This window comes from Frankia sp. Cppng1_Ct_nod, assembly GCF_920656135.1.
GTDB lineage: Bacteria > Actinomycetota > Actinomycetes > Frankiales > Frankiaceae > Protofrankia > Protofrankia meridionalis.
This window is the reverse complement of record NZ_CAKKTK010000004.1, coordinates 44,148-66,233: the sequence shown is the minus strand read 5'-3', so window position 1 is coordinate 66,233 and position 22,086 is coordinate 44,148. Positions and strand designations below refer to the sequence as shown.

Sequence of the window (22,086 nt, the reverse complement as noted above, 5' to 3'; positions counted from 1 at the left end):
ATGTGATCTTGCGCTCAGGTAACCCGGTCGACTCAGGTGCATCCGATCAACCTGATGACCGCTCAGGAACGCGACCATCCCCAGCGGCCGACGGTCAGGGCTCGCCGAAGGCGGGTCTCCTCGACCTTCCAGTAACCATGCTCCCGTCCGTCGACAAGAATCACCGGAACGCGGTCGCCATAGGCATCCGCGAGATCGGCCGAAGTGCTGATGTCGATCTCCTTCCAGCCAACGCCGACATCCACCGTCACACGGACCACCGCCTCCCGGGCGTCGTCGCAGAGATGGCAACCGGCACGCGTCAGCAGGGCGACCCGAACGCCTGCCTGCACACCACCGACGGCAGGATCACCACCTCGGCCCGCGGAAGCCTTCATCATCGCTCCGATCATCAGAAAACGAAAAACACGGGAAGATCTCTTCTATAGTACGACAAAGTAACAACAAACACTTCCCCGCAATGCAGCGGACAACTAAACATCTTTGACTCACTGCGCGCGCCCAGCTCCGAGCCGTTAGCTACACTCGGCTGCCTAGCGTTCCTCAGGACCTCCCGAACCTCTCATCGGGGTTCCTTTCGCGCCAGCCGGAGGTACCCCGGCGGCAGGAAGGCCGGGCCCGAAAGGAACCAAGATCGCGATTCCTTCAGCCGGCCCGACCCGTCAGATACATATCTGGAGGATCTCGGTCCCCGAGCAGCCTGTGCCCTGCTCCGCCCCGCCTCCTCGATCATTCGGAGCCACTATGCCCGCCGTCGATGTCCCACACGCATCGGAGACGCGGAAATGAGGGCTACCACGTGGATATTGGTGGGCGCATGCCAGAGGACCCTCGAAGGATCCGTGGGATCGCGAGAGAAACAGGTGATCCGACGGGCGCAGGATCGCGCTACAAACGGTTGGGGCACGATCGTCCGGGCACCGGAGGCACCAACAAAGATCCGCGAGATCTGCCCTGATGACGTCACCGGCGGATCACCGAAGTGAGTCGGGCCTGGCCGCGTCCGACTTCCGATCCCGCGGGGCTCGCGGCGCTGCTCACCGAACTCTCGCGCATCAGGATCACCCCGGATGTCGCCATCCGGGGCATGCCGCTCCTGGCGAGTTCGGCTGCGGGTGCGCCGTCGGGCCGACCCTCCGTCCAGGCACCCCGTGGCGACGGCCGCGGATCCAACGGCAAGGTCGACGGCCACGAACCCGGACACAACCCGGTGGCCTCCACCCGTACCAGCGGGATGGACATCGACGTGACGGACCTGGTGCGTCGTGCGCAGGACGGTGACAGCGAGGCCTTCGGGCGACTTTACGACTCCTACCTGGAGATGGTCTTCCGCTACGTGCTCTACCGGGTAGGCAGCCAGGCGATGGCGGAGGACATCGTCAGCGAGACGTTCCTGCGCGCGCTGCGCGGTATCAGCACCTTCACCTGGCAGGGCCGTGACATCGGTGCCTGGTTCATCACCATTGCCCGGAACCTGATCATTGATCACAAGAAGTCCGGCCACGCACGGATGGAGTTCCCTACCGACGACATCCTGTCCGCCGCGCAGGCCCAGGTCGTGTCCGGACCGGAGGAGTCCGTACTGGCCGTCTTCACCAGCAGGGCGCTGTTGGATGCCGTCCGCGCGCTCAGCCCCGACCAGCAGGAATGTGTGGTGCTACGTTTCATGGAAGGACTCACCGTCCGGGAGACCGCGCTGGCGATGGGCAGGAACGAAGGCGCGATCAAAGCCCTGCAGTTCCGGGCGACCAGGTCGTTGGCACGTCACATCCCCCAGGGAGCCGTCTGACAGCCCGGGGACGGTCGGCGACCGTGGGATGGCCGCAACCCCGCCAACCCTCTCGATCTCAACCGGACTCCCGGGAGTTCGGATCCCTCAAACCCTGATGCCACCGTACGCTTCGCAGGTCACAGTGACAGCGCGGTCCTCCTCCGCGCCGTGGACGCTCAGGAGATCACGATGCGGTTTCGACCACGCCAGGAGCGAACGGCGGACGACAGGACCCGCCGAGCCGATGCCGAGGCCGCGGCGACCGCCGCGCTCAAGGCTGCCGCCGAGGAGGCCGCGAAGGCTCCGCCGGACCCGACCGCAGCCGCGTTCTTCGACGTCGACAACACCATGATGATGGGTGCGTCGATCTTCTACTTCGCCCGCGGGCTGGCCGCGCGCGACTTCTTCCAGTCCCGGGACCTGCTGAAGTTCGGCTGGCAGCACGTCACCTACCGGGTGCGGGGGCTGGAGAACACCGACGGGATGCGGGACGCCAAGGAGGCCGCGCTCGCCTTCGTCGCCGGCCGTGAGGTCGCCGAGATCGTCCGCTTCGGCGAAGAGATCTACGACGAGCGGATGGCCGAACGGATCTACTCCGGAACCCGGGCGCTGGCCGAACAGCACCTCGACGCGGGGCAACGGGTGTGGCTGGTCACAGCAACCCCCGTGGAGCTCGCGTCGGTCATCGCACGACGGCTCGGGCTCACCGGGGCGCTCGGAACGGTCAGCGAGGTTGCGGACGGACGCTACACGGGCCACCTCGTCGGCGATCCACTGCACGGACCGGCCAAGGCGGCCGCCGTGCGGGCCCTCGCCGAACGCGAACAACTGGATCTTTCCCGGTGTTGGGCCTACTCCGACTCCATCAACGACCTGCCCATGCTGTCGCTGGTCGGTCACCCCGTCGCAATCAATCCTGACCCTGATCTCAAGGCGGTTGCCCGCGAACGCGAGTGGCCGATCAAGGATTTCCGGACCGCGCGGAAGGCTGCCCGGATCGGCGTGCCCACAGCGGCCGGGATGGGTGCGCTCGCCGGGGGGGTTGCGGCCGGCATGGCGCTGCGCCGCCGGTACACCGGAATAGCAGCCTGACCAGAGCCCGCCCAGAGGATTCCGGTGGTCAGCGTTGCCGGCGCCCGCTCGGCATGCCGGGATCGGTCGGCCTGCCGAGCCGGGCGGTGCGCGGCGGGCCGGATGGCTCGCTACCACGAGTTACGAAAAAGATTACAATTACCGATACGACCTCGATGACGGCCAGCCAGATCGCCAAGAAAAGATCGTCAATCACAGCCAGCAACGCAACCGCCACGGTCACCGACAGCAGATAACCGACGGCAAGACAACGCCCCACCCATGTCCGCCACGATGCCGCCCGGAGTCCTGTCCCCCGGGGCCGGTCCACAGTAGTCATGTGTCAGAAGAATACCGACCGGCGTTGCATCAGCAGCCCGTAGAGAGAATGTTGGATTGTCTCCCGGACACGGTCGGTGAGTTCGAAGACCAACATCGGATCCTCGGCGGCGGCCGGAGTCAGTGATTCCGTGTCAACGGGCTCACCGAACTCGATGAGCCATTTCGACGGAAGCGGTAGCAGGCCGAACAGCCCCAGCCAGGGAAACGTGGGAGTGATCGGCAGGTAGGGTAGCCCGAGAAGCCGGGCGAGCGTCTTGAGATTACCGATCATCGGATAGATCTCCTCGGCTCCGACAATCGTGCAGGGGACGATGGGGACACCGGTACGCAGTGCGGCCGAGACAAAGCCCCCACGGCCGAAGCGCTGGAGCTTGTAGCGCTCGCTGAACGGTTTTCCTACCCCTTTGAAACCCTCCGGCCACACCCCCACCAGATGACCTCCGGCAAGCAGCCTTTCGGCATCGGCCTGGCAGGCCAGGGTGTTGCCGGTCTTACGGGCCATCGGGGCGAGAAACGGCACGGCAAACACCAGGTCGGCGGCAAGTATACGCAGGTGCCGGTGCGCCGGGTGATGGTCCATGATTGCCAGCGCCGTCATGATCGCATCCATCGGTACCGTGCCGGAGTGGTTCGCCACGATCAGCGCGCCACCGATGTCCGGAACGTTCTCCAGACCGCGGGTCTCGACCCGGAAGTAGTTCTGGTAGATCGGCCGGAGCAGCGGCGCGATGACGTTCTCGGTGAGATCCTGGTCGAAACCGTGTTCGTCGACCACGTAGTCACCGGTGATCCGTCGGCGCAGAAACGCCAGGAAGCCTGCGAGAGCCTGTTCGAGGCTGCCCGCGTCCGCGAGGGGCTCCGACGGTAGCGACGCCGTGGGACCCACGTCCGGATCATCCGGCGGGTCGCCGCGGCCCAGGCCGGCCACTGGTTCCCGTACGGCCGATACCGGCTCTCCGTCGACATCGCCGGCCTCATGGCCGGAAGAATGCATCCGGCCCGCAGAGGTGGCCCGCTCGCCTGCGCCGCGGGTGCCCCTCGGGAAGGTCGACCCGCCATCCCCCGCCACAGGATGGGTGGACCCGGCGCCGGCCGCGGCCGGGTTCGCCTCCGAGGCCCCGGAAGCGGTCGGGCCGTCCGGATCCGGATCCGACTCGCGGTTCTCAACGGCCAGATGCTCGGTCATGCGCCTGCCGACAACCACCTCGTCACCGACCGCGCCTTTCCCGGTACCCTGGTCGACCCCGGTACCACGCTCGATGTCCGACGAGCCCGGCGGCCGGGAACGGCGAGCCGCACCGCCGCCCGTCCTGGCACGGCCGTCCTTGCTGCCGAGCGGGATGATCCGCGCCTCACTCACACCCGTGACCACCTTTTCACGAGACCTGTTTTACGAGACCTGCCCGGTACTCCTCGCGTCTCCAGAGTCCTCCCAGCCTTCACACCGCGCCTGCCGGGCCTGCTGGGTCCGGCCGATACGGTGAGGATTTCCGCGTAGTGCCCACCCGTCGAGGAACGCCGCCGGTTTCCGGCCCGTTGCCTCATGACGTCCCGACCAACCTGCGCCGCGCGAGCACGTCCAGCAGACCACGTTCGGCTCGGATCACGGTGTCCCGGTCGATCGCAAAACGTATCGGGCGGTCGCGTACGAAGTCGTCGAAGGTCTCGGACGTCGTGAATCTCGGGACGTAGCCGAACACCTGCTTCAGGCGGGTGGTGTCGACCGCGCGGCCGTGCGCGAGGAAGCCGAGCTGCTCGGCGGAGAAGTCCAGCAGCCGGGACCGGCGCACCAGGTTTCCCAGCGTGACCACTGCCGGGGAGGGCACCGGCAGCGGCGCACGCCCCGCACGCCGAACAGCCTGGGACAGCAGGAGAACTCCGTCCCCCGCGACGTTGAACGTGCCGGGATGGTCCTGTGCCGCCGCCTTCGTGAGCACCCCGAGCGCGTCCTCGCTGTGTAGGAGCTGCAGGCGCGGATCGAACCCGAGCACTGTCGGGACGATCGGCAGTTCAAGGTAACGCGTCAGCGGGCTGTCAATGCCCGGACCGACGATGTTGGTAAAACGCAGCACACTGACCGTGACGTCGGGACGACGACGGCTGAAACCCCGGACGTAGCCCTCGACCTCGAACGCGTCCTTGCTGTACCCACCACGGGGAAGACTGCGCGGCTCCATTTCCTCCGTGAACAAGGCCGGGTCACGGGGAGATGATCCGTAGATCGTTGTGGTGGACTTTACGATCAGCTTTGTGACGCTCGGCGCCTTCTGGCAGGCGGCAAGAAGCTGCATCGTGCCAATGACATTGATTTCCTTCATCACGGCCCGCCCACCAGCTCCGAGCGGAGTGGCGATGACATTCAGATGAAGAACGGTGTCGACCGCGGCTGCGCCGATTACCTTCGCGATCAGCGGATTGCGGATGTCGGCTCGGACGAACTGCGTGCGCCCAAGATCGACACGGGGTGGTATGGTATCGACCCCGATCACATTTTCGATCTCCGGATCTGCGGCGAAAGCACTTGCCACCTGCGCGCCGAGTGGCCGGGAAACACCCGTAACGAGCACACAACGTGGTCGCATTTTGGTCTTCCCCCTGCCCCCGATCCCCGGCGTCATCCTACGCCGGGGAGTTGTCGACATCAGAACAGCATCGAGTCTGCGGCGCGGCATCTCATTATCTGCGTTACCCGCATGTCGTAACCCGACAACCCGGATAATGTAACCCGACATGTTGGTCCGCTGGTACGCCGTACCGATACGGCGGCCCAGGAGGTTGTGGCGGCCCAGGAGGTTGGCGGCCCAGGAGGTTGGCGGCCCACCGATGCCGAGGTCAGGCGTGGGCGGGCAGTGGGACCGACACGGCCGGCGCCGCCGGCCGCGGTCGCGGCTGGCGGGGAGCCTGGGCAATCACGATCGCGGCCCGACGACGCACCCGCAGGGTGTCCGCGGCCCGACCACAGTTGACGGCGATCATGATGCGACGTAGGGAATCCTCGCAGACCACCAGCCGGCCTACCGGCACCTCGCCATAGGTATGGGTGAACCGCAGGGCCAGGGTGCGTCCGGCGATGCGTATCTCGACCGGATCCCCGAGCAGGATGCCCGCCGCCTCCAGATCTGTACGGGTGGCGTTCAACGCGAGATTACCGAAGTGGTCGATGTCGACGACCTCGCCGTGCACGTGGTCGTCGTCCACGGAACACACCCGCGGCCGAAGCCGGACGAGGGACGCGGGGTCCAGCCGCGGACCCACCTCACCGGGGGACAGCCCGGTTGCCAACCGGGCGGCAACCGGCGCGTAGACGTCCCGGCCGCGAAACACCGCGGTCGGCATCGGTAGCCACAGCTTCCGGTTGGAGATCTCATGTACGTCGACAACGCCGCCCAGCAGGTCCCAGGCGAGAGAGGCCAGTCCGTTGTCAGGCGCGATTATGATCGATCCGTCGGCGGTCCGTACCGCAATCCCACGGGTGTAATCGCCGTCGGTACCGAGCGGTTCGACCAGAGCCAGATGGATGCCCGTAGGCAGGTACCCGACAGCTCCGGCCAGCATCGCCGCACCATGCTCGACATCCTGCGGCAACACCGCATGACACAGATCGATCACACGCACATCCGGAGCGTGCCTGGCGATTACCCCGTGGCACACACCCACGCAGGAGTCATCCAGCCCGTAATCGGACAGAAAACTGATCCACGAACCCATGACAAGATCCCCTGTGTCGAGGCCGGCTCCATTGCCGTCCGTCACGCACAGCTTCTCACAGGGCACCGACAGTCAGCGACACCGGACCTACCGGTAGAAACCGGATGACCGCCGATCCGTACCCGACCGCCGAATTGTCACCCCGAACACGCCGAATGACACAGCATGCCGGGGCGACAGCCAGGACATCAAAAAGTAGCCGTATGACTACTTTTTGTTACGACGCTGAACGCGGGTTCGCTTGAGGAGCTTGCGGTGCTTCTTCTTGGCCATTCGCTTGCGACGCTTCTTGATTACCGAACCCACGAACCCGACCGATCTGCTTGAAGGAGATCTGAACGAACTATCCGCCGAGCCTACCCGGTCGCCGACCCCTAACCGGTGGCAAGCTCGCGGGAACGGTCCCGGGCTGCCTCGATCGCGGCCAACAGCGCCGCCCGGACGCCGTGGTTCTCCAGCTCCCGGATCGCGTTGATCGTCGTCCCCCCCGGGGACGTCACGGCCTCACGTAACATCACCGGATGCTCGCCGGAATCGCGCAGCATCACCGCGGCCCCCAACGCGGTCTGCACCAGCAACTGCGCCGCGACCGCCCGCGGGATGCCCAGCAGGATGCCCGCGTCGATCATGGATTCGACCAGGTAGAAGAAGTAGGCCGGGCCACTGCCTGACAGCGCGGTCACCGCGTCCTGCTGGGACTCGGGTACCCGGACGACCTTGCCGACCGGCGCCAGCAGGTCCTCGGTGCGGCGCAGGTGCTCCTCGCCGGCATGGGCGCCTGCCGAGATCGCAGACATCGCCTCGTCCACCAGAACCGGCGTGTTCGTCATCACCCGCACCACCGGGGTTCCGGCGGCAAGCCGGTGCTCCAGGAACGAGGTGGTGATGCCGGCCGCCACCGAGACGACCAGATGGTCAGGGGTGACGACCCCGGTGATCTCACCGACCAGGGCAGTCATGTCCTGGGGCTTGACCGTGAGTATCAGCACTCGTGCCCGGGTGGCCGCGGCCGGGTTCGACACCGCCGAAACCCCGTAGCGGACGGACAGCTCCTCGGCGCGGTCACGGCGCCGAGCCGTCACGAACAGATCGTCCCGGTCATACCCGGAACGCAGCATTCCCGACAGCAGTGCCTCACCGAGTTTCCCGGCGCCGAGGATCGCGACCGTCATGGACATCCCTTCACTTGGCTGACCTCACCCGGACGACCGCAGCGCCCGTAGGAAGAACAGCAGGTTGGCCGGACGCTCGGCAAGCCGCCGCATCAGGTAGCCGTACCACTCCCGCCCGCATGGAACGTAGACCCGCACGACCTCGCCGGCCCCGACGAGGCGTTGCTGCTCACCCGGTCGGACCCCGTACAGCATCTGGTACTCGAACGGCCGCCGCGCAGGCCCTGGACCTGGACCTGGACCCGGACCCAGCCGCGACCCGCCATCCTGTCGGTCGTTCTTTCGGGCACTCCATCTGGCGCTCTGCCCGTCCGCGCTGACCGCCCCGGCGACCCTGCCGGCCAGTTCGACAAGGGCCGGGTCGTGCGTGGCAACCATCGGATAGCCCTGACCGGCCATGAGAACCGCCAGACACCGCGCATACGACGCCTCCACCTCGGCCCGATGCGTGAAGGCGACCGATGGCGGCTCGGCGTAGGCGCCCTTGCACAGCCGTACCCGCCCACCGGCGACGGCGAGGGCACGGCAGTCCGCCTCGGTCCGCCGCAGGTAGGCCTGGACGACGGCGCCGGTCTCGTCGAACTCCCGGCGTAGCTCGGCGACCACGGTCAGGGTCGCGTCGGTGGTGGTGTGATCCTCCATGTCGACGGTGACACAGCTACCGGCATCCCGAGCCGCCTGGCACACCCACAGCGCGAGGTCCCGCGCGAGCGAGGCGTCAAACCTCTGCCCGAGCGCGGAGAGCTTCACCGACACCTCCGCGGCCGAAGTGAGGCCCGCGTCGGCGAGCGCACGCAGGAGCCCGCCATAGGCCACGGCGGACTCCTCGGCCTGACGCCGGTCGGTCGTGTCCTCCCCGAGCACGGCCAGGGACACCCGCAGACCTGTGGCCGCCAACCCGTCCGCCACCGTGACCGCTGCCGCGGCGTCCTCTCCGGCGACGAACCGCGTGACCACAGCACGGGTCAACCGCGTGGTGGACACGAGCTGGCGGACCCTCGGGTCGCCCGACGCGGCCAGCACCGCCGTTCGCAACATTGCCGTTCGCAGCACCGCCCCAGGATGCCTCATGGTCTCCGGCCACGCGAAGTCTCCGGCCATACGAAAAGACCATGATCAAGTTCCTGGAGGCTCGAGGAGCCTACCCGGGCCGCGCGACGACCAGCACCGTGTGGAACGGCTCGGTGACCATCCCGTGCGGGAAGGCCCGCAGCAGGGACCGTCGCTCGGCATCCATGAACTCCGCGAGTCGGTCCCCGATCGCCGCGACGTACGACTTCGAACGCAGGCACAGTTCGTAGGTCGCCAACGGGAGCGTCCGGCTCCACCGGTCGGACACCGTCACGACCTCGGTGAACAGACCGGTCCAACGCAGCTCGTCCGCCCACGGGCGGATGCGGTAGTCACGCCGGTAACCGGGACTCATCTCCTCCAGCCGCCGCTGCTGACGGTCCCACCAGCGCAGGTCCTCGCCATCGACCTCGTTCCACCAGACCGCGAGCGCGCCACCGGGCCGCAACACCCGCGCGGCCTCGGCCGCGGCCACCGGCACCCGCACCCAGTGCCACGCCTGGGCGTAGCAGACAAGATCGACCACCGCGTTCGCGAACGGCAGGGCCTCGCCGTCGCCACGTACCGCGCCGATCCTGGGCGAACGCTCCCGCAGTCGGCCCAGCATCCCCGGGCTGTGATCCACCGGGATCACCCGGGCGCCGCGAGCGAGCAGCTGTCGGGTGGCGATACCGGTGCCCGCCCCCACCTCGACAACATCGGCGCCGGCAAGCCCACGCCCGGCAAGCCGCTCAAGATCCGTGAACAGCCGATCAGGATAGGACGGCCGGGCGGCATCGTAAGCGGTCACCAGCGGATCGAACAGCCACCTGGTACTCACCCCCGAATGGTGACACCGCTACGGACGACACCCACGCGACGGGTTGAGAATCGCGCACCGCGTGGTGCGGTACGCCCGCGCGGTCAGGGTGCCCGGCCGCCCGCGGTCGCGGGCGCTGCCGCGAGGTTGAGCCGAGTGAAGGCCAGGGCCTCGGCAAGATCGGCCTCCCGCTGTGCTCGGGACTCCGCCCGCCTGGTATTGATCTCCACCACCACGGTGCCATCGAAACCCCGGGCCGCAAGCCGCTCCAGCAGCTCGGCGCACGGCTGGTTGCCGCGTCCCGGCACGAGGTGCTCGTCCTTGGCGAACCCCATCCCGTCCGCAATGTGGACGTGAACGAGCCGCTCACCGAGCGTGTCGGCCATGGCGAGCGCATCGGAACGGGAAACACTGGTATGTGACAGGTCGAGCGTGACATGCCGGTAGTCGTCCTCGACAGGCGACCAGTCCGGAGCATATGCGGAAATCTCACGCCCACGAGCACGCAACGGAAACATGTTCTCGACGGCGAACCGGACAGCCGTCTCGCCCTCCATCCGCACGATTCCCTCGACAAAATCGCGGGAATAGTCACGCTGCCAGCGAAACGGCGGGTGGACGACGACGGTCGACGCCTGCAACGTTTCCGCGACCGTCCGGGCCCGCTGCAGCTTCGCCCAGGGCTCGGCACCCCACACTCGCTGGGTGAGCAACAGGCACGGTGAATGGATGGCGACAATCGGAATGCCGTGATAGTCGACAAGTCGCCGCAGAGCTTCCGGATCCTGACTTACCGGGTCGGTCCACACCATGATTTCGACACCGTCGTAGCCAAGCCGGGCGGCCATCTCAAAAGCCGCGGCCGTCGATTCAGGATAGGTCGACGCGGTCGACAACGCGACCCTCGCCGAGGGGACACGCGCAGTGATCCGCTCGCCGCGGCGGGGCGCAATCAGGGTTGGATAGGCGGTGCCGCGGGAGGAAACAGCGAAACCCTGCGCCGGCCCCCGCGGACCCATGACTCCGTTGCCCGCAGTCTCGGCGCCCCCGAGCCGCGGCGCTGGGGTTGGCGCCTCAGACATCCCTCCAGGGTAGGGCGTGTTCTTCAAATCTTCACCGGCACCCTCCGTGATCATAAGATCACCACACGGCACGGCTAGCCGCAAAACGTGCCCGACAGATCGCTTCGCGATCCGACGGGTCCCCCGTAATCGCACCGTTTTTGGTTAGGCGGACGTCAGCCAGTCCAGCCTGCGCAGTATGATGCCCTCCCGAAGCGCCCACGGGCAGATCTCGACCTCGTCCAGATTCAGCAGGTCGAGCGTCTCGGCAGCGACCACGGACCCGGCGGCGAGCTGGCCCGCACGATCGGCCGAAACCCCCGGCAGACCAGAACGGTCGGCTGCCGACATTTTACACAGCCGGGCGGATATCTCACTCAGCGCGTCCCGGCGCAGAACCCTGCGCACGTACGGGCCGCGGCTGTAGGACTCCGCGCCGGCGATACGGGCCAGCGACCGGAAGGTCTTCGACGTCGCCACCGCCCGCGTCGGCTCGCCGACCACGTACAGGTTCGACACGACCGGCGCGAGGTGCGCCCGCACATACCGGCGCAGAGCTGTGACCTCGGACCGCTTGGGCGGATCGTTCGCGAACCAGTCGCGGCTGAGCCGACTCGCCCCCAGCGGCAGGGACGACACCACGTCGGGGTCCTCGTGCATCCCGGCGGCGAGCTCCAGCGACCCGCCGCCGATGTCGAGCGCGAGCAACCGCCCGGCACTCCACCCGAACCAGCGACGCACCGCCAGAAAGGTCAGGCGGGCCTCGTCCTGCCCCGGCAGGACCGCCAGCGCGACGCCACTCGCCGCCCGCAGCCGGGCCAGCACGGCATCACTGTTGGTGGCGTCCCGAAGAGCTGACGTGGCGAACGCGACAAGGTCGTCAACACAGAGATCGTCGGCACGCTCGCGCATCTGGATGATGCACTCGGTCAGCGTCCGTTCGCCCTCGGCGGACAGCGCGCCATCACCGTCGAGGAGTTCGACGAGCCGCAGCGGAACCTTCACGCTGGCCGCCGGCAACGGCTGCCCGCCGACATGAGCGTCCACCACCAGCAGGTGCACGGTGTTCGACCCGATGTCGATCACACCGAGGCGCATGCGACCGGCGGGCCCGGCCGGTCGGACCGCCTGACCGCCATCCTGGCGTCCCTGCTCCTGATGGGTCACCGGCAGGGCCACGATGTCCGACTTCAGCGTCATCATGCACGTCCGGAGCGGGTCGCGGCAGGCGACCTCGTCGCCGCCGGGGATGGGAGCACACCGGCGGGCACCCGACGAACCGCGGGCCTCGACGTCACCTTGACCACGTTCGCATCCACCTCAGGTCGATCGTGTAGGGCAGCCGGCATCGGCGTCCGATGAAACATCATCCCTGAAAACATACGGTGGCGATCAGCTCCGCGGACTTGTCCGGTGAATGTCGGAGGCTACCGAAGGCCGACCGCAGAGAGCGCCCGAACGCAGGACCGTGCGGCTCGCGACGCCCCGCCCTCGGACGCTCTCAGGGTTCGAACTTGTAACCGAGGCCACGGACGGTCACCAGGTGGCGTGGATTACCCGGCTCATCTTCGATCTTCGTCCGCAGCCGCTTGACATGGACGTCGAGGGTCTTGGTGTCTCCGACGTAGTCCGACCCCCAGACGCGGTCGATCAGCTGGCCGCGGGTGAGTACCCGGCCCGCGTTGCGCAGGAACATCTCCAGCAACTCGAATTCCTTGAGCGGGAGCGGGACAGCGGCCCCGTCGACGGTGACGACGTGGCGTTCGACGTCCATGCGGACAGGACCGGCCTCCAACGTCGCTGTGACGTGGTCCTCGGCCTCGCCACGGCGACGCAGCACCGCACGGATGCGTGCGACCAGTTCGCGGGCCGAGAACGGCTTTGTGACGTAGTCGTCGGCGCCCAGTTCCAGACCGACGACCTTGTCGATCTCACCGTCACGAGCCGTCAGCATGATCACCGGAACGGTCGACCGCTGGCGTAGTGTCCGGCAGACCTCGGTTCCGGACAGCCCTGGCAACATCAGGTCCAGCAGGACGAGATCGGCTCCGTGTCGATCGAACTCGGCCAGTGCGGTCGGCCCGTCGGCAGCCACCGCGACCTCGAAACCCTCCCGTTCCAGCATGAACGACAACGCATCCGAGAACGACTCCTCGTCCTCCACGACCAACAGGCGGGTCACCCCGTCACACTCCTTCGTCATCACAGTCGTATTCGCTCTCGACATCGGCGCCGGCCTGCGACAGGGGCAGTCTGATCGTGAAGGTCGAGCCCGCTCCCTCGGAGCTCCACACGCTCACGTTCCCTCCATGGTTGGTCGCGACGTGCTTCACAATCGCCAGTCCGAGCCCGGTCCCGCCAGTCGCGCGGGACCGCGCCGGGTCGGCCCGGTAGAAGCGTTCGAAAACCCGCTCCAGATCCTTCTCCGCGATGCCGATGCCCTCGTCCGCGACGGAGATCTCCACGGTCCCGCCCGACCGCCGCACACCGATGACCACCCGGGTCCCGGTCGGGGAGTAGCTGATGGCGTTGTCCAGCAGGTTCGCGAGCGCGGTCACCAGCTGTCCCTCGTCCCCGCTGACCTCGAAGTCGCTGTCGCCGATGACGGCCACGGTGATCTCGCGGGCCGAGGCGGCCAGCCGGGTGCGGTCCAGCGCCTCGGCGAGCACCGAGGACACCTGTACCGGTCGCAGGTCCGGCATGGGGTCCGCGCCCTGTAACCGGGAAAGATCGATGATCTCCTGTACGAGGCGGGCCAGCCGGGACGACTCGTGCGTCATCCGGGACGCGAAACGCCGGACGGCCACCGGATCGTCGCTGGCGGCGGCAACGGCCTCGGCGAGCACATGCAGGGCGCCAACCGGGGTCTTGAGCTCGTGGCTGATGTTGGCCACGAAGTCACGGCGGACCGCCTCGACCCGGTGGGCCTCGGTGACATCATCGAGGATCACAGCCACATAGCCGTCCGACCCGAGGCGCAGCGTACGTGCACGCACGGCAGACGCCTGCTGGTCAGGACGTGGACGGGTCAGCGGCGGTTCCGGCCGTGGCGGCAGACCGAGCTGTCGGTCACGACCGACACCGTCGGTCTGGGTCCGGCCCACCAGCTCGGTCAGTTCGTCCAGGCCCAGGCGACCGTCCGCGACCACACCCATCGCGCGGGCAACCGGGTTGGCCAACACCACCGCGCCACTCGCGTCCACCACGACGAGCCCGGACGGCAGGCCGTCGACAAGACGCCGGACGAGCCTCGAGGGCAACATCGCCTTGGATGCGGCCTGCTGCCCCCCGAGACCGCCGGACGACGGGTTGCCCCCGGCAGGGTTGCGGACACGACGGCGTGGGTGCGGCGTGACGTCGTCACCCCCCGGGTCGCCCGATACGGACCCTGATACATCCGGCCCGGACCATCCGGTCACAGGGTGGGTCCGTGGCCGTCCCTGGCGGATTTCCGACGCCGGATCGGCGGAATCCGGGCGAAACCTGAACCCGGACCCCTGCTCACCCACACCATCGCCCACGGGCCGAATGGTAGGTGCCCAGCAGTTCCCTTGACGCGTATCAACCCAACCGGCGCCGATCGTCGCCAGGAGTTCATCCAGCTCACAGGGGCTGTTCACCGGAGGGCGAGCAGCACCGGCAATCGTTTGGTCGAAGCAGGATGTGCGCAGCGGTCAAGATCGCGCGCTGTCCGGGAGGCAACCGCCGTCTCCCGGTTCCTCGTGGCATATCCCGGGCCGACGCGCGCAGGGCCCGATGGCGGTGTCCTTGCGGGTCGCCGACCCGGGCGTGCGGCACCGGGCGGTGGAGGGTGCGCGTGCTCTCAATCGCAGAACCCGCACCTGCTGTGATCAGATGGACCGACAACCGCCGCGAACACGAAGGAGCCGTCTGTGCGGGACGCCTTCCATGACGAGCTCGAGAGCATCAACTCCTCACTCGTCGAGATGACCAACCTGGTCGCTTCGGCAATGGCGCGAGCGACAACCGCGCTTCTCGACGCCGATCTACAGCTTGCCGAGGGCGTGATCACGGCCGACGAGACCGTGGACCTCCTGCGTAATGAGATCGAGGAAAGATCCTTCGATGTCATGGCGCGACAGCAGCCGGTCGCCAGCGATCTTCGGGCAATGGTCACAACGCTACGCATCGTCGCCGACCTCGAACGTATGGGCGATCTGGCGCTGCACGTCGCGAAAGTCGCCCGGCGGCGCTACCCCGGCCGCGCCATCCCGCCGGAACTACACTCGATCATCCTTGAGATGGGTCAGGTGGCGCAGCGGATCGTGGCCAAGGCCGGGTCCGTCATCGCGGGCCGCGACGCCGCACTGGCCAAGGAGCTGGAAAGCGACGACGACTCGATGGACGCGCTGCACCGCAAACTCTTCCATGTCCTGCTGGAAATCGAGTGGACCCACGGCATGGAAGCGGCGATCGACATCACCCTGTGCGGTCGCTACTACGAGCGTTACGCCGACCATGCGGTGTCGGTCGCCCATCGGGTGATCTATCTGGTGACCGGGGACAAGGTCTAGAACGGCCGGGACGCCTGAATCGGGGCACCCGCTGGACATGCCGCCGGCCGGCGGCATGTCCCCCGTCCCGGCCGAGCCCCGGTTGTTACCTCTTGCCCTGCGCGGCCACGGCCGCGGCAGCCGTCGCCGCCGCGTCCGGGTCCAGGTACCCGGAACCGACGACCCGCAGATCGTCGTCCAGCTCGTAGCGCAGCGGGATGCCGGTGGGAATGTTCAGACCGGCGATGTCGGCATCGCTGATCCCGTCCAGATGCTTGACCAGCGCACGCAGCGAGTTGCCGTGGGCTGCGACGAGCACGACCTTCCCGGCCCGCAGATCCGGCACGATCGCGTCGTACCAGTACGGCAGCATCCGGGCGACGACGTCCTTGAGGCACTCGGTTGTCGGGATGACGTCCGGCGGCAGAGCGGCGTACCGCTCGTCGACACCGCTGGCCTGGCCCGGCCCGATCGGTGGCGGCGGCGTGTCATAGGAACGGCGCCACAGCATGAACTTCTCCTCGCCGTACTGGGCGAGTGTCTCGGCCTTGTCCAGGCCCTGCAGGCCACCGTAGTGCCGCTCGTTCAGACGCCACGACCGGTGGACCGGGATCCAGGTGCGTCCGGCGGCGTCCAGGGCGATCCAGGCGGTGCGGATCGCGCGCAGCAGCAGGGAGGTGTGCACGACGTCCGGCAGCACGCCGGAGTCACGCAGCAGCTCGCCGCCGCGGGTCGCTTCCTTGAGGCCCTTTTCGGACAGGTCCACGTCCACCCAGCCGGTGAACAGGTTCTCTTGGTTCCACGTGCTCTCGCCGTGGCGGAGCAGGACGAGCGTCGGCATACCGTCGATCCTGCCGTAACTGTGACGCCGGATGCGGCCGTATCGGCGCGGCGCAGGCGCGCGGAGCCGTCTTACGGCCGGGTCGGCCTGAACACCCGGTACCTTTGCCGATCCCGGCCAGGTACATCCGCTCTGGATCGATTCCGGACCAATTGTCCTGGAGGACGTGGAAACCCCCGGGCGCTTCCATCATCCACGTAGGAAAGATGGGCCGTCGGGACCAGCGACGACGCCCGGGGGTCTGGTGTCTGCCTGGTTCTCGCCGGTGCCGGTGCCCGCAGGCCACCCGGCCGGGTGAGGACCACGAGACCGACTAGCGGACAGTCACCTCACGAGTCCGTTTATCACACAAAACTGGACCACCTCCCTTCCCGTGTACGGACAACGCTACGTTCACTCGGGCGGGCCCGGCAACCGCTTTTCCCGACTCTCGCCCTGACTGCTGACGCACCTGGACGGGAACGCGCCGCGGACCGGATCATCCCTGTCCGCGAGCCACGATCCGGTAGGCGTTCGCCCGTCGCCCCGATTCGAAGTAAGGACGCGTCAACTGGTCGACGACCGCCCCGCCGAGCACCAGTGGAGTGCCCGCCGTCACGGCGAGCCCGCGACACAACCGCCGCCACGGTGTCGCCTCGTAGGGCAGCCACGGCAGGGTCGGGTCCGGCTGCGCCTCCTGCATCAGGAAGAAGGCGGCCGCCGCCGCGTCCATCGCCTGGTGGGTCCCGCCGAACTGGAGCTCGACGAGACTCAGGTCCCGCTCGGCCAGTGCCCGGACGAGGTTGTCCGGCGGGATCAGGTGCTGATGCTGCGGGGGGAACAGGCCGACCCAGCGGTTCCGGTAGATCCGTAGGGACGGGCCGTGGGCATGCGGGACCTCGATCACGAGATACCCGCCGGGAGCAAGCGCCTTGGCCGCGGTGTCGAGTTCCTGATACGGGTCACGGGTGTGTTCCAGGTAGTGGAACATGCTGATCACGTCATAGCGGCCCGCGATCTCATCGACGAGATCGGGGAAGAACCCCCGGTACGCACGCCCCACCCAGCGGCGCCGGGCCGCCTCCTCGATCCCCTCCCCCATGTCCAGTGCGTCGAACGTCGTGTCGGGCAGCAGGCCCTTCGCCGCGAGGCAGAAGTGGCCGTGCCCGCCGCCGACGTCGAGCCACCGTGCGGGTGTCGTATGCCGGGTCAGCAGGGCGACCCGCGCCCGGTAGACCGTGTCGGACGAACCGAAGACCTCCTCGGCGAGCTCGGCGTACAACCCGTCATAGACATCCCGGTAGTAGAACTCCAGGCCGGCCGGGCTCAGGCGGGGGTTCTGGAAGATGTGGCCGCAGTCTGCGCAGCCGTCGTACCGGAAGCGGCCCGGCTTGCCCATCACCGTGTCACCGGCCTCGACCCGCAGCGACAGCCGCGTCGACCCGCACCACGGGCAGTTCTTCCGTCCGGGCTCGAGCAGGTTGTCCACCCCGGCCGCGATCTCGTCGTGGTACCTGGCCCGCCGCCGCCTCGCCTCTGCCGCCTCGGCCGCCTCGGCCTGCTCGGACGGGTGCCCGCACTGCCGGGTCCTGATCCCGGTGGCCACCACGCCCGGACCGGTGAGAAGGCGGGTGGCTGGACCGCGGACCGCCTCCGCCGGCCGTGTCCGCAGCCGGCCGGCACACGCCGCGAACGGTGCCAGCCAGCAGCCGGCGACCGCCGCGGCCCCCCAGCCCGGACTCGTGACCAGGCCGACGGCCAGGGCCGCGCCTCGGATGAACGGAACGACGAGCAGCGGCCGCCGGTAACGCTCAGCCATCCACCGGGCACGCAGCCGCCGGCCTGCCGCGTCCCGATGGGCGTGTACTCCGGGGATGACGGCCAGGTCGGTACTGGTGGGCGCGTACCGTTTCAGCTTCCGGGTGATCAGCGCGAGTTCGGCCGGTGGGTAGTCGTCCCGTTCCTCCACACCGGCCCTGACCAGCAGCCCCCGGTCGACGAGCAGCGCGTGAAACGCCCCCGTCCCCGTCGCGAACCGGTCCTGGCCGTAGGTCCGGGTGTCGACCACTCGAGCAAGATCGACCACCAGGTGCGGGGCAAGATCGGACGGGACGAGATCGAGAACCTCGGTGCCGGTGGCGTCGGCATGCGCGCTCGCGGCGCGACGCGCGTCCTCGGTGAGCACGACACCGGTGGCGACAAGAAACGCATGGTCAGGTCCGACCGGGCGCAGGCTCGGCGCCGCCGTGTCAAGCCCACGCAGCCGGCCGTACAACCGGACGGTGTTGAACAGGATTGCCGTGCACATGATGATCGGTAGCCGTCGGCCCATGGATCCTCCCGCGTCGAACGGATCCTCCCGCGTCGAACGGCGCCCCGCGTCGAACGGCGCCCCGCGTCGAACGGCGCCCCGCGTCGAACGGCGCCCCGCGCACCAGGCCGATCCTGGCCTCACGTCATGCCCGGTCGCTCGGGGGACCCGGTCACTCAAGGACCATGCCCAGGTGCTGCGCCTACACTGACGTCATGGCCGTGGACGTCAAGAGCGCGGACGTCAAGGGCGCGCTGCGGGGCAACTGGCAGACGCAGCTGCGTTCTCGCGGGTACCGCCTCACGCCACAACGCCAGCTTGTGCTGGAGGCGGTTGCCCGGCTCGGCCACGCGACCCCGGAAGAGATCGTTACGGAGGTCCGCCGAACCGCCGGCGGGGTCAACATCTCGACGGTGTACCGGACGCTGGACCTTCTCGAGGAACTCGACCTCGTCTCCCACGCCCATCTGCGGCACGGCGCGCCGACCTACCACGCGGCCGGCGTCAAAGAACACGTTCACCTCGTCTGCGGTGCCTGCGGCGCCATCCGGGAGATTCCGCCGGACGTACTGTCCGACCTGGTGACCCGACTGCGGGATGACTTCGGGTTTTCCGTGAACGTCGACCATGTGGCGCTCGCGGGCCGCTGTGCGGACTGCGCAGGCCGGCAAGTTGGTTGAACAGACCATGACCGCCGATTCCACCGCCACGCCCACCACCGGATCCAGGCCCGCGCCACCGGGCGATCCCACCGCCGGTCAGGGCTACCGATCGCCCCTGCTGGCCGCCGCCGGGGCGGTGCCCGCGACAGCGCCGGACCTCGGGGTCGCCGACCACTACGGCGACCCGCTGCGGGAGCAGCGCGACGCCGGACGCGGCGCCGCCGTCGTCGACCGCTCGCACCGCGGGGTGATCCGCGTCACCGGTCCGGACCGACTCTCCTGGCTGCACAGCATCACCTCGCAGCATCTGGACGCGTTGCCGGCCATGCGGGGCAGCGAGGCACTGGTGCTCTCCCCACACGGCCATGTCGAACACCACATGGTGATCGCCGATGACGGGACAGCGACCTGGCTGGACGTCGAACCGGGCACCAGCCCAGCCCTGCTGGCCTATCTGGAGTCGATGCGCTTCCTACTGCGGGTCGAACCGGTCGACGTCGGCGCCGACCACGCCGTGGTATCGGTGATCGGCCCGGACGCGGTGCAGGTCGTGACGGGCGCGCTGGGGTCGCTCGACCATCCGCTCGCGCTCTTCAGGGGACGTCCCACCCAGGACACGACCGTCGGTGACGACGATCCGCTCGCCCGAGGGCCGTACCCACTTGCCCGTCCGACGGCCGTACCGGCAGGCACACCCGGTGAGGAACGCCCCGACAGCGCGGGGACGCTCGTCCGCGGGATGCCGTACGGCGTGGACCTGCTCGTTGCGCACGCCGAACTGGCCGGGACGGTCGAGCGGCTCCGGTCCGCGGGGGCGACCCTGGCCGGTGTGGGCGCGTTCGAGGCGCTCCGGGTCGCCGCCCGTCGACCGCGTCTGGGCTCCGACACCGACCACCGGACGATCCCGCACGAGGTCGGCTGGCTTTCCACCGCTGTCCACCTCGACAAGGGCTGTTATCGCGGTCAGGAGACCGTCGCCCGGGTGCACAACCTCGGGCGTCCACCGCGTCGCATGGTGCTGCTGCATCTGGACGGCACAACTGTCACCCGAGGCGCGCCGGTGAGCGCGGGCGGCCGGACGGTCGGGTTCGTGGGTACGTCCGCCGTACACGCGGAGCTCGGTCCGGTCGCGCTCGCAATCATCAAGCGGACCGTCGCCGACGACGCCCCGCTGGTGGTCCTCGACCCTGAGGAAGGCGAGGTCGCGGCATCCATCGACCCGGCCGGCGGGCCTGCACAGCCCACCCGCCCGGCAGGTCGTCTCGCCCGCTGACCGTCAGGACTTCCGACCGTCAGGACTTCCGACCGTCAGGTGGTCAGGTCGGACGGACGAGCAACTGGTCGACCTCCCGCGCCTGCGGGTCCGAGGCATGTCGGCGCAGACGTCGGCGTACCTCCTCCGCCCTACGTCCGTTGCGCTGCGACCGGGTGGCTTCCAGCAGCGGCACGACCTCGCGGACGAGGGCGCATCCGTGATCGAGGTTGCCCAGGTCGATCTGGACGGCCGCGCGGCGGAGCAGGTACGTGGCGTGGTCTCGGGCGCGGACGGCCGAGTGCACCTCGAGGGCCTGCTCCAGCCACCGGTCGGCATGCGCCAGATGACCGAGGTCGATATAGCAGATCCCGATCTGGGCGGCGTACGCCCCCTCGTCGAAGATGCCGGCCCACGCGGGGTCCTGCGGGGTGGCCCGCTCGAACGCGGTCTCGCAGCGGGCAAGCGCGCGGGAACATTCGGTCGGCTCCCCCAGGGCCGCGTGCGCCCTCGCCAGTCTCATCTGGAGCATCGCACCGGCCCGTCCGCTGATGCCACCAGCGCTGGCCACCGCCGCATTCGCCAGTTCGACGGCCTCGCGGGGGCGGGCGAAGTCGACGCACTGCAGCGCCATGTTCTTCATGATGTTCGCGCCGATCAGCCGGTCCCCGGCAGCGTGCGCAGCGTGCAGGGCCGCAATCCAGTAACGTTGCGCGCTTGTGTGGTAGCCGGCATCGAACGACGCCCAGCCGGCGACCCGGGCGAGCTCGGCGGCGAGCAGCTGGAGCCTCATCCCGATCTCCTCGGTGTACGAGCCACGGGCAAGCAGCTCGGTGACCACGCCGAGTTCGGCGTCGACCAGTCGCCGGACGCTCTCGCCGCCGAGCCGGTCGTCCATCAGCCGTAAGCCGGGGATGTTGTGCTCGATACGGTTGACGATCTGCGCGTCCACCTGACCGCCGTCCCGTGCCGCGGTCAGGTGGGCAGGTTCCAGCTTGAGCCACTCGCTGGCCAACGTCGCCACACCTGTCCCGGTGATGGTGAGAAACCCCCGGCGGTCGGTGAGTGCGTCCTCAACAACGTCGATCATGGAAGTCACGCTGCCCACTCCGGACCAGGGGTAGTCGGTGCGCACCACATCACCGGTCGGAAGCCACGCGGGCCAGGGGTGGGACTCGACCCTGTCGGTCGAGACCCCCAGTTCGGCGGCAAGGGCCAGTTGGGACACCCGGTCAGGCACAACGCCCCGATGCTCCCATCGCCAGACCTTCTGGCGCTCCGCCGCCATGTTGGCCACTCCCAGGTCGCGCGCACGACGCGCCACCACCCTGGCCAACCGCTGGTAGGACCAGCCGCGCTGCGCCCGGACGAACGCGAGCGGGTGAGTGCAGGCGCCGGCGCCTTCAGTCAACATCATCCGTCTCCCTCGAGTCGCATTTGGTGAGCGGCTCACGACGCTATGTGGCGCATCCTCACCCGGCACAGTCGTGATCATGTAGCGATGCGCGCACGAAGGCCACAGAAGGACAACA

The 22,086-nt window shown here is 68.3% G+C and carries 21 protein-coding genes; 5 read left to right on the top strand and 16 right to left on the bottom strand.

Annotated elements, in window-relative coordinates:
• Positions 1-62 precede the first annotated feature (62 nt).
• On the bottom strand, positions 63-380 hold the full coding sequence (locus NBW77_RS02500) for a glutaredoxin family protein (protein ID WP_242606087.1): 318 nt from the start codon (positions 378-380) through the stop codon (positions 63-65).
• Between the two features lie 602 nt (positions 381-982).
• Here NBW77_RS02500 and NBW77_RS02495 point away from each other — a divergent pair.
• Together NBW77_RS02495 and NBW77_RS02490 are read left to right on the top strand one after the other, a co-directional pair.
• Complete coding sequence (locus tag NBW77_RS02495) at positions 983-1,789, top strand: sigma-70 family RNA polymerase sigma factor (RefSeq protein ID WP_242606088.1); 807 nt, start codon at positions 983-985, stop codon at positions 1,787-1,789.
• Positions 1,790-1,960: 171 nt separating this feature from the next.
• Positions 1,961-2,863 carry an HAD family hydrolase gene (locus NBW77_RS02490; RefSeq protein WP_131748722.1) on the top strand — a complete coding sequence of 301 codons (903 nt, stop codon included), beginning with the start codon at positions 1,961-1,963 and terminating at the stop codon, positions 2,861-2,863.
• 28 nt (positions 2,864-2,891) lie between these two features.
• On the opposite strand, the gene NBW77_RS02485 is transcribed toward NBW77_RS02490, so the two are convergent.
• From NBW77_RS02485 to NBW77_RS02430, 12 genes are all read right to left on the bottom strand, one after another.
• The gene (locus tag NBW77_RS02485) at positions 2,892-3,086 is read right to left on the bottom strand and encodes a hypothetical protein (protein WP_250279224.1); all 195 of its coding nucleotides are present in this window, start codon (positions 3,084-3,086) and stop codon (positions 2,892-2,894) included.
• 99 nt (positions 3,087-3,185) lie between these two features.
• Complete coding sequence (locus tag NBW77_RS02480; RefSeq protein ID WP_165486297.1) at positions 3,186-4,544, bottom strand: lysophospholipid acyltransferase family protein; 1,359 nt, start codon at positions 4,542-4,544, stop codon at positions 3,186-3,188.
• Between the two features lie 181 nt (positions 4,545-4,725).
• Positions 4,726-5,766, bottom strand: coding sequence for an NAD-dependent epimerase/dehydratase family protein (locus NBW77_RS02475; protein WP_131748726.1), 1,041 nt, complete (start codon positions 5,764-5,766; stop codon positions 4,726-4,728).
• 250 nt (positions 5,767-6,016) lie between these two features.
• Positions 6,017-6,892, bottom strand: coding sequence for an SAM hydrolase/SAM-dependent halogenase family protein (locus tag NBW77_RS02470; RefSeq protein ID WP_131748850.1), 876 nt, complete (start codon positions 6,890-6,892; stop codon positions 6,017-6,019).
• Between the two features lie 207 nt (positions 6,893-7,099).
• On the bottom strand, positions 7,100-7,198 hold the full coding sequence (locus tag NBW77_RS02465; RefSeq protein WP_003948845.1) for a 30S ribosomal protein bS22: 99 nt from the start codon (positions 7,196-7,198) through the stop codon (positions 7,100-7,102).
• A 68-nt stretch (positions 7,199-7,266) separates the two neighbouring features.
• Positions 7,267-8,064, bottom strand: coding sequence for a pyrroline-5-carboxylate reductase (gene proC, locus NBW77_RS02460; RefSeq protein ID WP_217497612.1), 798 nt, complete (start codon positions 8,062-8,064; stop codon positions 7,267-7,269).
• A 24-nt stretch (positions 8,065-8,088) separates the two neighbouring features.
• Positions 8,089-9,135, bottom strand: a complete 1,047-nt coding sequence (locus tag NBW77_RS02455; RefSeq protein ID WP_207387183.1) for a proline dehydrogenase family protein — start codon at positions 9,133-9,135, stop codon at positions 8,089-8,091.
• 70 nt (positions 9,136-9,205) lie between these two features.
• The gene (locus NBW77_RS02450) at positions 9,206-9,955 is read right to left on the bottom strand and encodes a class I SAM-dependent methyltransferase (protein WP_250279222.1); all 750 of its coding nucleotides are present in this window, start codon (positions 9,953-9,955) and stop codon (positions 9,206-9,208) included.
• Positions 9,956-10,038: 83 nt separating this feature from the next.
• Positions 10,039-11,016 carry a sugar phosphate isomerase/epimerase family protein gene (locus NBW77_RS02445; RefSeq protein WP_250279221.1) on the bottom strand — a complete coding sequence of 326 codons (978 nt, stop codon included), beginning with the start codon at positions 11,014-11,016 and terminating at the stop codon, positions 10,039-10,041.
• A 144-nt stretch (positions 11,017-11,160) separates the two neighbouring features.
• A complete protein-coding gene (locus NBW77_RS02440; RefSeq protein WP_242606089.1) occupies positions 11,161-12,198 on the bottom strand; it encodes a Ppx/GppA family phosphatase in 1,038 nt (345 codons plus the stop codon).
• A 298-nt stretch (positions 12,199-12,496) separates the two neighbouring features.
• Positions 12,497-13,177 carry a response regulator gene (locus NBW77_RS02435; protein WP_131748859.1) on the bottom strand — a complete coding sequence of 227 codons (681 nt, stop codon included), beginning with the start codon at positions 13,175-13,177 and terminating at the stop codon, positions 12,497-12,499.
• Between the two features lie 4 nt (positions 13,178-13,181).
• Positions 13,182-14,258 (bottom strand): sensor histidine kinase, encoded by a 1,077-nt coding sequence (locus tag NBW77_RS02430; protein ID WP_131748860.1) that lies wholly within the window; start codon positions 14,256-14,258, stop codon positions 13,182-13,184.
• A gap of 630 nt (positions 14,259-14,888) precedes the next feature.
• Here NBW77_RS02430 and phoU point away from each other — a divergent pair.
• On the top strand, positions 14,889-15,530 hold the full coding sequence (phoU, locus tag NBW77_RS02425; RefSeq protein WP_131748732.1) for a phosphate signaling complex protein PhoU: 642 nt from the start codon (positions 14,889-14,891) through the stop codon (positions 15,528-15,530).
• Positions 15,531-15,615: 85 nt separating this feature from the next.
• Here phoU and NBW77_RS02420 read toward each other — a convergent pair whose 3' ends face one another.
• Positions 15,616-16,350 (bottom strand): phosphoglyceromutase, encoded by a 735-nt coding sequence (locus NBW77_RS02420; RefSeq protein WP_131748734.1) that lies wholly within the window; start codon positions 16,348-16,350, stop codon positions 15,616-15,618.
• Positions 16,351-16,828: 478 nt separating this feature from the next.
• Complete coding sequence (locus tag NBW77_RS02415) at positions 16,829-18,661, bottom strand: class I SAM-dependent methyltransferase (protein WP_131748736.1); 1,833 nt, start codon at positions 18,659-18,661, stop codon at positions 16,829-16,831.
• Positions 18,662-18,861: 200 nt separating this feature from the next.
• Between NBW77_RS02415 and NBW77_RS02410 the strand changes: the two genes are divergently transcribed.
• Both NBW77_RS02410 and ygfZ read left to right on the top strand, forming a co-directional pair.
• Complete coding sequence (locus NBW77_RS02410) at positions 18,862-19,320, top strand: Fur family transcriptional regulator (protein ID WP_242606090.1); 459 nt, start codon at positions 18,862-18,864, stop codon at positions 19,318-19,320.
• A 7-nt stretch (positions 19,321-19,327) separates the two neighbouring features.
• Positions 19,328-20,575, top strand: coding sequence for a CAF17-like 4Fe-4S cluster assembly/insertion protein YgfZ (gene ygfZ / locus NBW77_RS02405; RefSeq protein ID WP_131748738.1), 1,248 nt, complete (start codon positions 19,328-19,330; stop codon positions 20,573-20,575).
• A 43-nt stretch (positions 20,576-20,618) separates the two neighbouring features.
• Here the strand turns inward: ygfZ and NBW77_RS02400 are convergent, their stop codons facing one another.
• On the bottom strand, positions 20,619-21,968 hold the full coding sequence (locus NBW77_RS02400) for an NsdA family TPR-like regulatory protein (RefSeq protein WP_250279236.1): 1,350 nt from the start codon (positions 21,966-21,968) through the stop codon (positions 20,619-20,621).
• Between the last annotated feature and the right edge of the window lie 118 nt (positions 21,969-22,086).